The sequence below is a fragment of the Roseovarius sp. AK1035 genome (assembly GCF_003288315.1).
In the GTDB taxonomy this organism is placed as follows: Bacteria; Pseudomonadota; Alphaproteobacteria; order Rhodobacterales; family Rhodobacteraceae; genus Roseovarius; species Roseovarius mucosus_A.
Genome location: NZ_CP030099.1, coordinates 2,358,539 through 2,372,986, shown reverse-complemented (window position 1 = coordinate 2,372,986; position 14,448 = coordinate 2,358,539). Strand labels below are relative to the sequence as shown.

Genomic DNA, 14,448 nt, shown 5'->3' with positions numbered 1-14,448 from the left:
CTTAGACCGTGTAACGCAGGATCATCCCGTCATAGGCGGGGGTCACATGCGCCGGTGTCTCCTCTGCCACAGTCTGATAGTCGAGATCGATATGCATATTGGTCAGGACAGCCCGGCGCGGGGCCGCGCGCGCGATCCATTCAAGCGACAGCGCCAGATGGGCATGCGTCGGATGCGGCGTGCGGCGCAGCGCATCCAATATCCAACAATCCAGCCCGCTCAGCACTGGCCAGACATCCTCGGGAATGGCGGCCACATCAGGCAGATAGGCAAGATCACCCACGCGAAAGCCAAGCGAGTCAATCGATCCGTGATTGACCTGAAACGGTGTGAGCGCGATAGCCCCTCCCGCACCCTCGATCTCAAACGGACCGTCGATCGTGTGCATGTCAAGAATGGGGGGATAAGGGCTATCCGCGGGTTGGACAAAAGCATAGCCGAACCGAGAATAGAGCGCGTTTTGCGTGTCGCCATCGGCCCAGACCGGCAAACGCTTGCGCATGTTGAACACGATCATCCGCAGATCGTCGATGCCATGAACATGATCGGCGTGGGAATGGGTATAGACCACCGCATCCAGCGCGCCGATGCCTGCATCCAGAAGTTGCGCGCGCAGGTCGGGCGAGCTGTCGATCAGCACGCGGGTAATGCCCCCCTCGGTCTCTCGTTCGATCAGAAGGGAGCAGCGGCGGCGCGTGTTGCGGGGGTTGGTGGGATCGCACTCGCCCCAATGCCCCCCAAGGCGCGGCACCCCCCCTGACGATCCACAGCCCAGAATGATAAAACGCAACTCTGCCATCACAGCACCGCCTTGGTAAAAAGTCGCTCAAAATTGGCCTCGGTCTGCGCGGCAAATTCGGCCCAGCCCATGCCGAACACTTCGGCCGCCTTTTGGCCCGTGTGAAGCGTATAGGCGGGCTCATTGCGGCGGCCACGATGGGGGGGCGGCGCCAGGTAGGGCGCGTCGGTTTCCAACAGGATTCTCTCTGCCGGTGCACTTGCAAAGATATCGCGCAAGTCCTGGCTTTTGGGGAACGCCGCAATGCCTGACATCGACAGGTAGAACCCCAGATCAAGCGCAGCGCGCGCCAATTCAGCGCTGGAAGAAAAGCAATGCATGACGCAGGTATACGCGCCGTTGCGATATTCCTCGGCCAGAATGCGCGCCATGTCGTCATCCGCGCTGCGCGCATGAATGATCAGCGGCAGTCCCGTACGCCGTGCGGCCTCGATATGCACCCGCAGGCTTTGTTTTTGCACCTCGGCACTCTCGGCAGTGTAGTAATAGTCGAGCCCCGTTTCGCCGATGCCCACAAACTTGGGATGTTCCGCCAATTTTACCAAATCATCGACGTTCACCAAGGGGCTCTCGGCCGCGCGCATCGGGTGAATACCCGCCGCATAAAACACCGGCGCATGCGCCTCGGCAATTGCGCGCACGCGCGGCTCTTGGTCCAGACGGGTGCAGATCGTTACCATGCGATGCACACCCGCAGCCACAGCGCGGGAAATGACCTGATCCCGCTCCTCGTCGAAATCAGGGAAGTCGAGGTGGCAGTGGCTGTCAGTGATGCGAATGTCGGTGCTCATGCCTGTCCTCGGGCGCGGGGATTAGGCCCCGGCGGTTTGCTGAATCCTGAACACCGTATCTAGGACCAGGCTGGCAGGGTCAAGGTTGACCGCCCGCCCATGCCGGGCCCGTGCGCCGATGGTTTCGGCACAGTCGGCCCATGCCCGACCCTGATAGGCATCAGGTGCCAGCCGTGCCAGCATCGCGGCCTCGCCCGCTGCGGCCTCGGCGGAGGGGGGCTGGCCTGTGGCGCCTGTCCGCGCCAAGCGCGCCAGCAAAAGATCGGTGAGAGAAAACAGCAGATCCAGCCGGTCTTCGGCCCCGCGCGTCGCCGCCGCTTCGGCCAGCCGCAGGGCGCGGGGGCGATCAAGGCGCGGCAGGCTTTCCATCAGGCCCACCAGCTCTGCGTAGAGTTTGAGCCCGCCCAGATTGAGCAGCCGCACCGCCGCCCCAACCGAGCCGCCTGAAAGCTCCGCCAAGGCCGCCGGATCGCCCTCGGGCGCTATTCCTGCCTGCTCCAGCGCCTGCGCCATCTCTTGCGGTCCCAGAGGGGCCAACCGCAATGTGCGACAGCGCGAGCGGATGGTGGGCAATAGACCAGAGGGCTGATGCGATATGAGCAACAGGACCGTGCGCGCAGGCGGCTCTTCCAGCATCTTGAGGATGGCGTTGGCCGCTTGGGTGTTAAGATCATCCGCGGCATCGACAATCACAACCCGCCGCCCGCCATCTGCGGCAGAGAGGGCAAAGAAATTGCCCAACTTGCGCACCTCGGAGACGCGAATTTCGGCGGCCAGCCGATCGCCCTTGTCAGTGGGGCCGCGCCGCAGCAGAAATAGCCCCGGATCGGACAAAGCCAGCAATCGCCGCGCCACCGGATGATCAGGCGCGACATCCAGCGTTGCGGGTGGCGGCGGCGCGCCAAAGAGCCCCTCGTCCTGCACCAGCGGGGTTGCCAGCAAAAACCGTGCAATGCGCCACGCCAGTGTCGCCTTGCCTACACCACGCGGCCCGGTGATCAGCCAGCCGTGATGCAGCCGTCCGGTGTTGAAGGCCTCGAGAAATTCGGCCTCCGCCGCACTTTGACCAAACAGTTGCACCGTCTCGCGTGGATGCGGCGCGCCCTCGACGCGGTCAGGTTCAGGCAGCAGGCCATCGTCGTTCATGGCAGGTGCGCCTGCACCACACGGGCGACGTCCTCGGCCACGGCGTCCATGTCTCGCGCGCCGTCGATCACCGTAAAACGTGCGGGGAATTCCTGCGATAGGGCCAAAAACCCGGTGCGCATCCGCGCCTGCATCCCCTCGCCAAAGGATTCAAACCGCGCCTCGTCGCCCCCGCGCGACAGCGCCCGCCCAAGGCCCACACCGGGATCAATATCAATCAGCACGGTCAAATCCGGCTCTCGCCCGATCATCAGCGCATGTAACTGATCGACAATCCCACGCAAATCAGCGCGGCCAAGACCCTGATACATCCGCGTGCTGTCGGCAAAGCGGTCGCAGATCACCACCGCACCACGGGCCAGAGCGGGGGCGATCACCCGCTCTAGATGATCGCGCCGCGCGGCGGTGAAAAGCAGAATTTCGGTTTCGGCGGACCAGCGGTCCTTGTCGCCTTCGAGCACCAGACGCCGAATTTCCTCAGCCCCCGGACTGCCCCCCGGCTCGCGCGTCAAGACCACATCGCGGCCCTTGGCGCGCAGCGTCTCTGCCAGCCGTCGCGCCTGTGTGGATTTGCCTGACCCGTCAATCCCCTCAAAGCTGAGGAACAGCCCCTGCCCGCTCAAAGCGCCCCCTCGGGGCCCTGCTGCAAGCGCGTCAAAAGCACGCCTGAAACAGTGCGTATCCGGGTCATGAACCCACCCTGCGCCACATCCTCGGCAGCCACCAAAGGCACGCGCGTGGACGGCAGCCCCTCGGGCGCAAAGACCAATTCGGCCAGCACATCACCTTTGGCCACCGGCGCGCGCACCGGGCCGGTATACACCACCTCGCCCTTTAGCTCACCGCCATCAAGCACCGGAAGCAGGGTCGAGACATCCTCGGCCACGGTCAGACCCACGCTGGTGGCCTCGCCCATCCAAACCGCAGCGCGCGCAACCTCCTCGCCAGCCGTGAGCACGGATTTCTCTGCAAATTGCCGAAAGGCCCAGTTTACGATCGACTCGGATTCGCGCGCCCGGTCCTGCGCTGTCGCCAGCCCCGAGATCACGAAAACCACCCGCCGTTCACCCTGCTTGGCCGATCCGGTCAGGCCAAATCCCGCCTGTTCTGTATGCCCAGTCTTAAGACCATCCGCCCCAATCCCCAGCCCCAAGAGCGGGTTGCGGTTGCTGATATTGCTCGGTGCGCGACCGTCAAAGCGAAACTCGGTTTCGGCGAACATCGGATAGAATTCTGGGAAATCCTCAATAATGTGGCGCGCCAAAAGCGCCAGATCACGCATGCTCATGACATGCCCCTCGGCGGGCCAACCGCTGGCATTGCGGAAAATGGAGTTGGTCATGCCCATTTGCTGCGCGCGCTGCGTCATAAAGCGGGCAAACCCGGCCTCGGTCCCATCTGGGCTGAGGGCCTCGGCGATCACCGCGCAGGCATCATTGCCGGAGAGTACGATAATACCGCGCAACAGGTCCTCGACCCGGACTCGGTCGGTGGTGTCAAGAAACATTGTCGAGCCACCATAGCTCATGGCGTGCTGGGATACAGGCAGACGCTCGTCCAGCGTCAGTCGCCCACTGCGCACGGCCTCAAAAGCCACGTAGAGCGTCATCAACTTGGACATTGACGCGGGCGGCATGGGTGTGTCGGCGTTCTTGTCGAGCAGAACCGTCCCGGTGGTCACATCCATGACATACGCCGCCTTGGCACTGGTTTCAAAGGCCTGCGCAGGCAGCGCCACCCCAAGACAAAGCGTTGCAGCAGCAATATGGCGGATAAGGCGCATCAGACCCTCCTAATCTTAGTTGGTGACGGCATAGGCGTCTTCAAAACCGATGCCTTGGATCTTTTTGAGCAAGGCTGCCCGCTCCGAGGAACTGGTTGCAGGCCCCACGATCACGCGCCAGAATGCTTTGCCTTGGCTGTTTTGCTCTAGCACCGTCGGCACCATCCCGGCCTGCCGCATCGCCGTCGCAGTATTTCGAGCGTTTTCTTCAACGCTGAAAATCCCGATCTGGATAAAGGGCTTATCAAGCCCAGAGGCGCGAGGGGGAGTGGGAGTGGCCGCAGGAGCAGGGATTGGCGCCGCCGCAACGGTTGGTTGCGTTGCAGTCGCTGGCGTTTCCGCAGAAGCCTCGGCCGCATCAATTGCCGCCGCCGCCCCGGCGACGGGATCAAGCGCCGTCGCTTCGATCTCGGACGGTGCTGCAAGAACCTCTGCCGCATCCGGCGCGGTCTCGGGCTCGGGGGTTTCTTCTTTGGCCTCTTCTCGGCGCAGGGCGGTTACATTGAGCTGTACCGGCGCCCCCGCCAGCATACCAAGTGCGGCTGCGGCATCCGAAGACACCTGTAACGCCGGTCCGGGAATATCTCGCGCGCGCCGGAACAACGCGCCGATCACGAATTTCGAATCCGCCGTGCTGCGGATGATGACCCGCTCCGGTTCTTTGACGTCAGGATGTGCCACCCAAACCCCGCCGAGCGATGGCCGCCCGTCCCAAAGGCCCATATCTGTCACCTGAAAGACATCCGGGGCCTCGACATCACGCTCCACCAGCTTGACCGACTGACGTGCAGGCGTCGCGCCCCCCGTCGAGGATTGCGCGGCGCTGTCGGGCTTGAGCCATGAGGGCGCGCCCTCTTCGCATCCAGCCAGCAGCATCATCGCCGCACCGACGAGGACGAGCCGCGATAGCCGCACCTGTCCGCCCTTGCCCTGTTCCGCAATTGTCATCTCTTGCCCCTTGCCCTTTGCCCCGTGCCCGTATGCGCAAGTTTTCAGCGGTGTTAGCCGGTGGTCCGGTCTTGCCTGTTATCGTCCCGGTCCTGTCGCGCGCCCGCACTCTAGCGCCTTGCCCCCCGCGTGAAAAGTGCGCAGGCGTTCGATGCGCGATTTTCCCCAGCATCCCCCCCTTTCAGAATCGCCCGGACCTCTATAGGCACAGTCGCACCACACAGTGGCGCACTGCCGGGCCGAACCCGGCCTGGATGCGCCGGTGTCGTCTAAGGCATGGAAGCTTGGCAGAGTGGTCGATTGCACTGGTCTTGAAAACCAGCGTACCGAGAGGTACCCAGGGTTCGAATCCCTGAGCTTCCGCCAAAAACCCCTGATTTCAAAGAGTTAAGTGAAGCCTTCGGGCGCTCTCCTCCTTTGAAGCCCCAAACCACAAAAATGATCGGATAAATCCATCTTTCTGGTTGGCGGCAAAATTTGAGTTGGGCTTTGAGACGCGGCTTTACGCGACATCCCTCACGCTAGCGGCATCTGGCAAGGGCATAGTCATGTCTGGGAGATTTGAGGCTCAAAGAACCCACTGCCTCAGATTTGTCCAAAGATTTTCCAGACCGGCCGCGCCGCGCCTCAGCCCTTGCTGCCGAAGGGCCCAAATGGACGTTTGTCGCTCCTCTCACGGTTTGCGGTGCGCAAGCCGTGACTTCAGACGCTTTCTGGCCGTGGTATTTGCGGTGTTATCTCAAAAACGCCTCTATCGGCAACGCGGCACCGGATTCTTGAAACGAAAAAATTCAGTGCGACTGCCACTCTTTTGGCACGACAAAACCCTCTGTTTCGACTTCATGTGTAATGCGCTCTATGTCCTGCGCGAAGATCTTGGCAAAGAAATCGGGCATAGGGCGCGAAGCACTTTCAGTGAAGCGGCGGTTCAGCAGGGGTTGCGGATACTGAAAGGGCGCCACACCAAGAAACTCTTCGATGCGCGCCAGAGTACCGCGCTGGTCGGCATGAAGATCTTCATAGAACATTACCATGCGTTCCTGCTCTTTGAGGCCAGATTTCATGCGCCGTAGAACCGCCCCGTACTCCGCATTGTCCCATATATGCGGTAAACGCACGAAGGTCTCATAATCACCGGCGGTCCACTCATCAAGGAGGTGCAGTTTGCCGGTCAGTTGAAGATGAAACTTGGTGTGGCTCCACAGCCGCTTGAGCGGATGCCGCATCGTATAAAGAACGCGCAGCCGCTCGCAGTCGGCAGAAATCCTAGGCCATGCCGCCTCGGGCACAAAGGCATGAAGATTAGAGAAATCACAGGCCCAGACCTGATGATCCCGCAACTGGAACAGATTGCGATACCAGAAATCATCCAAAGGGCTGTTCAGATAGTTCGACACCCAATGCAAATTCGCGCGGATGCGGTCGATATTCGCCTTTTCTGGATCATAGCGGAACAGGTAGCGATCCTTGGCGTCCTTGAGCCGTCGCTTTTCGTTCAGGTAACTGTTGTCCACATACCTATGATAAAAATAATGCAGTTCCTTTTCGGGCGTGAAATGAAGCTCTGGGTGACGCTCCAAGACTGCATAGAGCCATGTTGTGCCCGCTTTCATCGCGCCGATGCTCAGGAAAAGGTTTGAAAACAACTTGTTATTCATTCTAGAGCAGTCCCGTTTTTCTCGACCCATCACTATCTCGCGTCGCATTTAAGGTAAACAGTGGAATGCTTCCGGTTGAGCGGAAAAATGACGGCATGGGAGGATACTTGCTTAAATGACGTTACGTAGATGTCAGTTGGATACCACCGGCATCTTGCAGAGGCGCATCGGCTCGGTGTCCGCAGTTGACATTTTTTGACCTGCGCAAGAAGGTGAGCGCGTGCGTAAGATCGAATGAAACTGCGCGTCAAGCAGTCGGTCATTCGGAGGGAACACCTTGCAACAATCCGATCTTTTCGGTCTCTGCACGATCTGTGGTCACGTCGGCACTATGCTTCGCGGCGATCAGCGGTCTGTGCGGGAATCCTATGCCTGTTCGAACTGTCGCTTTACGTTGCGCTGGCGAGACCAGGCTGGCGTCATCGTAGATGAGTTCGGTCGCGGACGGGCGATTTCTCTTGATCAACTTGTCGAGCGCGGCCTGCTGAATGACATATCGATCTACGAACCGGCGCTGCGGGGGCCGTTCGTTGCACGCCTCAAAGGCTTGCAAAACTACGTCCGGTCCTATTTCCGCCCCGATGAGCCGCTTGGCGACGTCTCTTCGGACGGCGTGCGCAACGAAGATTTGACCCGGCTGACTTTCCAAGACAACAGCTTTGATCTGATCATCACCAGCGATGTGATGGAACATCTTCCCGATATCGAGAAAGCCTTTGCCGAGACGCTGCGTGTGCTTCGGCCCGGTGGCATCCATGTCTTCTCTATCCCGAATGACTATCCTCTACCGGATCGCACCGAGACACGGGCACGACTGGAGCAGGGAACGTTGGTTCATCTCAAACCCGAGCGCTATCATAACGCTGGGGATGGGACAAAATGCTTGGTGTTCACCGACTACGGGAGCGATCTGTCGGAGATCATCCGCTCTTTGGGGGGGCATCTGGCCGTGGTGAGACGCAGCGGCGTGCAGGAGCCCTGTTACACCAATGCGACATTCGTGATGCGCAAAGTCGCATCGCCAGAGATGCGGAGCGTTCACAGTGCCGTGCAACCGCCTGTGCAGGAGCGTGCCAAGGATCTGGAATGTCCGATTTGCAAGGGCTCCGAGTACGAAGACTTCAACGGTCGCCAGAACGCGCGGTGCTCGACATGCAGAGCCGTAGAGCGCAACCGGCTGATGTGGATGATTTTGGATCGGCTGGGCGGTTTTGAACCGGGCAAGCGAGTGCTGCAGTTGGCACCGGAACCAAGCCTTGCGCGAAAGTTCAACGACTTGTCCGGCGATGCCTACCACGGGGCCGAAGTGAACGCGGAACGTTTCCAGAAAAGCCAAAACAAAAGCATCCGCATGTTGGATTTATGCACGGACCTCGCGGCGATCCCGGATGCCAGTTATGATGTGATCCTTCACAACCATGTTCTGGAGCATGTCCCGTGCGACGTGCGCGAAGTCTTGCGTCAGTTGGACCGGATATTGGCACCGGGCGGGCTGCATTTCCTGTCTGTCCCGATCCGTGGCGAGAAGACTGACGAAGATCTATCGCCTGATCTGACGGATGCTGAGCGCCTGGCACGCTTTGGCGAAAAGGATCACATGCGCATTTTCGGGTCAAGCGATCTGAGGGATTTGCTGCAAGAGGTTTGGGGAACAGGCCCACATCTGATCGAGCCAATTGAGATCTTTGACCGCGACGACCTGCGGCGCGCAGCGATCCCCACGGCGGCGCGTCAAGGCGCGTCGGGGCATAGCGTATTCCACTATTGCAAGGGGGCGCATCCGCCTGCGGTGGTCTTGGCCGAAGCCCGATCCAAGAGCGCGCCAAAACCTGAGAGGACCATCGCACCGGGGGCTTCGGCGGCGGTTCGGACGGCGCGCAACGAGGTGGATGCTAGCTATCCTGCGGAAGACGCGCCACCGGGGTCGCAGCTCATGTTGGGATTAGAGGCGCTGAGACGCGACAATCCATGGCCGGATTTCCCATGGGAAGACCACGCACCATTCAAGCTGGCGCTGGACGCGAATGGCGATGGGGGACGCGACATCGTGTTGCGTGAGATCGTCGCAAAGGACGTGCGTCTCATGGTTGAGGTGGGCTGTTTCTTGGGGGGATCGGCGCTGCACTGGCTGACGGCAAATCCTGATCTAAACTTGATTGGCGTTGATCCTTGGGATGGCAACTGGGCGGATTACGTTTTGGGGATGGCACATCATCCGTCGATGTCGCTCCATGTTGAACATCTGTCAGATACCGAAGTGAAACGCATCGCCCGCCTCTTGTCCGACTATGGGAATTTTGCTGTCGCCCTGAACAATCTGCGGGACTTCAGGCATCGCTTCTATCCGGTTCGTCGGTTCTCGCCTGAGGCGCTCTATTACCTGAGGCGCCGGGAAATTCCGGTGGACATGATCTATATCGACGCGTTCAAGCATCGGGCCGATCTTGATGCGGCTTATGCGCTCTATCCCGATGCGATCTTGTGTGGTGATGACTGGCTCTGGCCGGACGAATCCGGATGCTTTGTGATGCAGGAGGCAATCAAAGAGTTCGCACGCGACCATGGGTTCGAGATCGAGGCAAAACGGCAAACCTGGGTGCTGCACAAGTAAAAAAGCCTAGACGCGGCAGGGACATGAGAAGGCGTCACGAGGCTTGGATGCAGTAATGGCCGCTGTCGCGAAGCGTTATGGCGAGGATCGCTTGATCGGTCGTGGCAGGCCCGTTGAGTATGACAATGGATCGGGCGCGAATTGCGTCACACGGCACTGCAACGGGTGTTCGACCGAGTCTTTGAATTCCAAAGCAAATGTGTTTGGGCAAGCTTCGTGTGGTTTGACGCCTTGGCACTGGAACGCGGGGTGGTTCTGCCCTGTGCGGCGCGACAGGGGGGGCGGGTTACACGTCCTCTCTCCCCAGTCGTGATCTGATCGGCGTCTGGCCCAATTGATTGCAAGACCGGGATAATTCGGGGATACTTAGGCCAACCCACATCTGGCCCATAACGAAATAACGCAGGTGATTCATGCCCAGCCGAACACCTCTAATCCAACCCGCTGACAAGGGCGTGATCCGCGGCGGGATGGCGGCATATATCACCACAGTGATCAAGGTGCCGGATCCCGTTTCGACGAAGGACCGTTTCGATGTCTACGGGCTTGATACCACCGAAACCACAAACATCGGCGCCCAGAAGAACGAGCAGTTCGCCATTCAAGTGAACCCTAATGAGGTTTTTGACAATCCGAGCGTCAGGGCCCTTGGCCACCATCTCGCTCATCCGATTGGCGAGAGCCGAGCGACGACATAGCCATGGGCAACGCTTGCGGCAAAAGACCGCTCGATATCATGATCACCGGCATGTTCGACATGCCGAATTTCGGCGATCTCATGTTCCCCGTGGTTGCCGCACATGAACTGGGCCGTCGCGGATGTCGCGTGCATGCGATGTCACCGACCGGGGCAGAAACCGGCCTGCGCGAGGCGATGGCATCTCGCGACCTTGCCACAGCCTTTGATCCGCTTGCCCCGTGTGATGGCCTACTCATAGGCGGCGGATATATTGTGCATACCCATCGCATGGACCCGCTCAAAGAGTATCGCGAGGGTGGGATCGGCGCTGCGATTGGCCCCTTGACCTGGCTCGGGGCCACGTTGGCGGCGGCGTTGCGGGATGTGCCTGTGGCGTGGAATGCCCCCGGCGTTCCGCACCCTCTTCGGCCCGGACTAAAGCCGCTCGCGGCGGCGGCCTTTGACTGTGCCGATTACCTTGCACTCCGGGATGCCGGTTCGATCCGGATGGTGGGCCTGTCAGAGCATCCAGAGGTCGAGATCGTTCCAGATACGATTCTGGGCCTTGAAACAGTCTGGCCAAAAGCAGAACTGGCCCAAGATTTTGCCCGGGTCTGCGCCACTCTGGGCGTGACACGGACAGACCGGGTGCTGGCAACGCATGTTCGGCGCCGATCGCTTGGGGAGGCATCGCTGTGCGACCTCGCCGAAAGTCTGGCGCAGATGTGCACGCGCCTTGACGTATCGCCGATTGTGATCGGGCTTGGCACAGCGCATGCCGACGACCGGATGGCGCGCGAACTGACGGCAGCACTTGTGGCGCGGGGGGTGGCCGCCGCAGCCCTTGACCGGCCGCGCGGGCTCCGGGATATCGCAGCACTTCTTGCGCATGCGCGTGCCTATGCCGGGTCATCGCTACACGGCTATATCACCGCCGCTGCGTATGGTGTGCCTGGGCTTTTGGTGGCGCGCCCGGCCTACCGAAAGTTCGACGGCCTTGTCAGACATCTGGGGCGTAGTTGCGACCTGATGAAGGATTGGCCAGAGGCGCTTGCCGCGCTGGAACAGGCTGTGCAAGGCCCATCACAGCCCATACCGCCAGATGTGCTCGCCAGACTTGATCGCCATTGGGACAGAGTTGCCGAGACATTTCGGGCCGGACCAGACGCGAAACGGCGTGAGCGGCTCGCGTTCGCAGCGCTCGCCTTTCGTGAAGGTCTGAGGCAAGATGGGTTGAGCTGGGCGATGACGCCTTTCAGCACGCCGCAGGACCGCAAAGCCGCCCTGACGGGGCAGGACATACACGAAACGGAGCCATTCTAGCCCATGCCCTCGACGGATGCCTATTCCTCACAACGCCATGCGCTTACCCCCGAATCCTGCGCCTCTTTCGGGCATGATGGCGTGCTCTGTCCTCTCGACGTCATGTCGGAAGAGGAGGCCGCGACGATACGCGCGCATATCGAGGCACAGGAGGCGCAATCGCATGGACGCCTCTCAGGATTGACACGGGTCAAGCCGCATTTGCTTCTGCCGTTTCTTTGGGACATTGTGCATGATCCGCAGATCGTCGGCCCCGTTTCAAGCCTGCTGGGGCCTGACATTTATTGCATTGGATCAAGCATTATCGACAAGCCGGCGGGATCTGACGGGTATGTGGCCTGGCATCAGGACGCAACCTTTTGGGGACTGAGCGACGCAATTGGTGCGACCGCCTGGTTGGCGCTGAGTGCTACCAATTCCGAGTCGGGCTGCATGGAGGTGATCCCGGGCACACACACGCGGCAATTGGCGCATCTCGATACGCAGGATGCCCGCAACATGCTGGGTGCGCGCGAGGCAGTACGGCAGGAAATCGACCGCTCTCTTGCGCGCGCACTGGTGCTTCGACCGGGTCAAATGTCTTTGCATCATCCGCTCGTCTTGCACGGGTCTGGGCGCAATCTTTCGTCGGATCGACGGCTTGGGTTCGTTATCCGCTATGTACCAGCCACCATCAGCCAAGATGGGGCCACCGTAACACTGGTGAGCGGGCGCAATATATCGGGGATGCCGCTAGAAACCGCACCAGAGGGCGCGCTGAGCGCTGACGCGCTCGCACGGCATGCGGATGTCATCCGCCAGGCCGGGCGGGTGATCCGCCGCGCGAAAGAGGCCCACCTTAGGCAGGTTGATCCATCACCGGAGACTGGGACATGACCGAGGATATCATGCAGAGCTACGCGAGGGACGGCTATGTCTCGGCTGTCCCGGTGATGACCGAGGCGGAGGCGGCAGAGCTTGTCGCAAAGTTCGAGCAGGTGGAAGAGCGGCTCGGGCCAAGTATTTTCAAACTGCTGAACGTCAAAGGGCATCTGCTCTTTCCGTTTCTTTGGGATGTTGTGCAAGATGCGCGGATCGTTGCGCGCGTTGCCGAAATCCTGGGGCCTGATGTGCTGTGCTGGGGATCGAGTTTCTTTTGCAAGCAAGCGGGCTCTGCCGATGTGGTGCCGTGGCATCAGGATGGAACCTGCTGGGGGCTGAATGCGCCAAGGGGGTTGACCGCTTGGCTTGCTCTTACGCCAAGCACGCCGGAAACCGGGTGTTTACGTGTCATACCAGAGAGCCATACCGCGGCGGTGCCCCATGCCGTCCGAAATGCCGCGTCCTCTATGCTGCCATTGGGCGAAGAAGTGCGAGAGCCAGTAGACGAGACGCGCGCAGTGGATTGCGTGCTCAGACCCGGAGAAATGTCGCTCCACCATGTGATGCTGGTGCATGGCTCAGCGACGAACCGCGCAACCACGGGCCGCAGAATTGGGTTTGCCATCCGGTATATCGCCGGGGATGTGGCGCAGCGTGGCACGACCAAGGGCTATGCGACAATGGTCCGCGGTCAGGATCACGGCACCTATTTGCTCGAGGCAAAGCCCAAGATCGATCTAGAGCCAGAGGCCCTCAGGAGACACCGCGACATCCTGCGCCATTCCGCCGGGATTGTGATGCGCGAGGCGGCGACCTTGGACGCGGACCCGCGGTAGGGAGGGCCGACCCTCGCTTTGGCGTTGAACCATTGGGGGATGCCATCTTTCCGCGATGCGCGCGGGGCCAATCAGACTTTGGACGAACCATAGTCCATCGTGGCGGTTGTGGCGTCGTAAACCCAACCGCGCGCGCGCTGCTTGCGCGGGGGATGGCCGCGCAGGGCGACGTAGGCGCGTGTGGCCTTTTTGACCATCTCAACCGCCCGCATCTCGTCCGAGGTCGACGTGCCGCCGTGAAACTGGTGAAAGGTAGCCACGCCCGACATGCGGATGAACTGGGTGCCCGGGTGTCTTAGGGCGCGGTCCAGCATATCCGGATTGCACATCCCACCGCCGGCCTCGACAAAGGCAGGGTCATAGCCGCTCAACGCAGCCCAGTTATTGCGATGCAGGAACAAGGCGTTTGATTCCAGCATGGGCGCTGTTGGCGAGGGCTCTTCCGGCCAAGACACGGCGAACAGATCGGCCGAGGGTTCTGGCCAGCCAGCCGCCGCAAGCAGCGCATCTTCTGCTGCGCGATCATATCCTTGTAGCGCGGCGGTGGCTTGGCGCTCTGATCCGAATTGCCGATTGGGGATGGCGATGACCGGCGCCTGATGGGCCTTGGCCGCGCGGGCGACACTGGCCAGTAGATTAGGCGAGGCCATGCGAGCGCCGTCGATCCAGGCACCGATGATCTGCCCACGCGCAAGCGCAAGCGCCTCATTCATGGCACCCACGGGCGAGGGCGCGGGGTGGCGGGCCGCGAGGATGCGCGGCGCGGGCTTCATCGTGGGGGAGAGGGGAAGACGGTCTGAGCCGTTGTCGACAACGATGATCTCCCAAGTCAAGTCATCTGCCCCCTGCTGAAAGGCACGGGACAACGACCAAAGGGTGCGCGGAAGTTCCCGCTCCATGTTCCAGCAGGTGATGGCTATGGAGATGTCTGGGGTCGATAAACCTGTCACTTTGGCCGGGAAAACTTTACTCATATCCTTGATCGATTCCCCTGCCCCATCCTGTCCAGAGCT

At 60.7% G+C, this 14,448-nt stretch carries 13 protein-coding genes and 1 tRNA gene; 6 read left to right on the top strand and 8 right to left on the bottom strand.

The window, feature by feature from the left end:
- Position 1: 1 nt before the first annotated feature.
- Genes RAK1035_RS11330 through RAK1035_RS11305 form a run of 6 tightly spaced genes read right to left on the bottom strand, consistent with a single transcriptional unit; the run spans position 2 to position 5,467 of the window.
- Positions 2-799 carry an MBL fold metallo-hydrolase gene (locus RAK1035_RS11330; protein ID WP_008280127.1) on the bottom strand — a complete coding sequence of 266 codons (798 nt, stop codon included), beginning with the start codon at positions 797-799 and terminating at the stop codon, positions 2-4.
- Positions 799-1,590 carry a TatD family hydrolase gene (locus tag RAK1035_RS11325; protein ID WP_008280126.1) on the bottom strand — a complete coding sequence of 264 codons (792 nt, stop codon included), beginning with the start codon at positions 1,588-1,590 and terminating at the stop codon, positions 799-801. The genes RAK1035_RS11330 and RAK1035_RS11325 overlap by 1 nt, the downstream gene beginning before the upstream one ends.
- A gap of 21 nt (positions 1,591-1,611) precedes the next feature.
- Positions 1,612-2,736 (bottom strand): DNA polymerase III subunit delta', encoded by a 1,125-nt coding sequence (locus RAK1035_RS11320; protein WP_008280125.1) that lies wholly within the window; start codon positions 2,734-2,736, stop codon positions 1,612-1,614.
- A complete protein-coding gene (tmk, locus tag RAK1035_RS11315; protein ID WP_008280124.1) occupies positions 2,733-3,359 on the bottom strand; it encodes a dTMP kinase in 627 nt (208 codons plus the stop codon). The genes RAK1035_RS11320 and tmk overlap by 4 nt, the downstream gene beginning before the upstream one ends.
- Positions 3,356-4,519, bottom strand: a complete 1,164-nt coding sequence (locus RAK1035_RS11310) for a D-alanyl-D-alanine carboxypeptidase family protein (protein ID WP_008280123.1) — start codon at positions 4,517-4,519, stop codon at positions 3,356-3,358. The genes tmk and RAK1035_RS11310 overlap by 4 nt, the downstream gene beginning before the upstream one ends.
- A gap of 15 nt (positions 4,520-4,534) precedes the next feature.
- The gene (locus RAK1035_RS11305; RefSeq protein WP_008280122.1) at positions 4,535-5,467 is read right to left on the bottom strand and encodes an SPOR domain-containing protein; all 933 of its coding nucleotides are present in this window, start codon (positions 5,465-5,467) and stop codon (positions 4,535-4,537) included.
- Positions 5,468-5,745: 278 nt separating this feature from the next.
- On the opposite strand from RAK1035_RS11305, the gene RAK1035_RS11300 reads away from it, so the two are divergent.
- A tRNA-Ser gene (locus RAK1035_RS11300) sits at positions 5,746-5,833 on the top strand.
- Positions 5,834-6,258: 425 nt separating this feature from the next.
- Here the strand turns inward: RAK1035_RS11300 and RAK1035_RS11295 are convergent.
- Positions 6,259-7,125 carry a sulfotransferase gene (locus RAK1035_RS11295; RefSeq protein ID WP_008280121.1) on the bottom strand — a complete coding sequence of 289 codons (867 nt, stop codon included), beginning with the start codon at positions 7,123-7,125 and terminating at the stop codon, positions 6,259-6,261.
- A gap of 277 nt (positions 7,126-7,402) precedes the next feature.
- Between RAK1035_RS11295 and RAK1035_RS11290 the strand changes: the two genes are divergently transcribed.
- The 5 genes from RAK1035_RS11290 (at position 7,403) to RAK1035_RS11270 (ending at position 13,435) form a co-directional block, all read left to right on the top strand.
- Positions 7,403-9,736, top strand: coding sequence for a methyltransferase domain-containing protein (locus RAK1035_RS11290; protein ID WP_050775733.1), 2,334 nt, complete (start codon positions 7,403-7,405; stop codon positions 9,734-9,736).
- Between the two features lie 413 nt (positions 9,737-10,149).
- The gene (locus RAK1035_RS11285) at positions 10,150-10,434 is read left to right on the top strand and encodes an acyl carrier protein (protein ID WP_008280119.1); all 285 of its coding nucleotides are present in this window, start codon (positions 10,150-10,152) and stop codon (positions 10,432-10,434) included.
- Between the two features lie 2 nt (positions 10,435-10,436).
- A complete protein-coding gene (locus tag RAK1035_RS11280) occupies positions 10,437-11,738 on the top strand; it encodes a polysaccharide pyruvyl transferase family protein (protein WP_008280118.1) in 1,302 nt (433 codons plus the stop codon).
- 3 nt (positions 11,739-11,741) lie between these two features.
- Entirely contained in the window at positions 11,742-12,614 is an 873-nt protein-coding gene (locus RAK1035_RS11275) for a phytanoyl-CoA dioxygenase family protein (RefSeq protein ID WP_008280117.1), read from the top strand.
- Positions 12,611-13,435 carry a phytanoyl-CoA dioxygenase family protein gene (locus RAK1035_RS11270; RefSeq protein WP_008280116.1) on the top strand — a complete coding sequence of 275 codons (825 nt, stop codon included), beginning with the start codon at positions 12,611-12,613 and terminating at the stop codon, positions 13,433-13,435. The genes RAK1035_RS11275 and RAK1035_RS11270 overlap by 4 nt, the downstream gene beginning before the upstream one ends.
- Before the next feature lie 71 nt (positions 13,436-13,506).
- Here RAK1035_RS11270 and RAK1035_RS11265 read toward each other — a convergent pair whose 3' ends face one another.
- Entirely contained in the window at positions 13,507-14,409 is a 903-nt protein-coding gene (locus tag RAK1035_RS11265; RefSeq protein ID WP_157132396.1) for a glycosyltransferase family 2 protein, read from the bottom strand.
- Between the last annotated feature and the right edge of the window lie 39 nt (positions 14,410-14,448).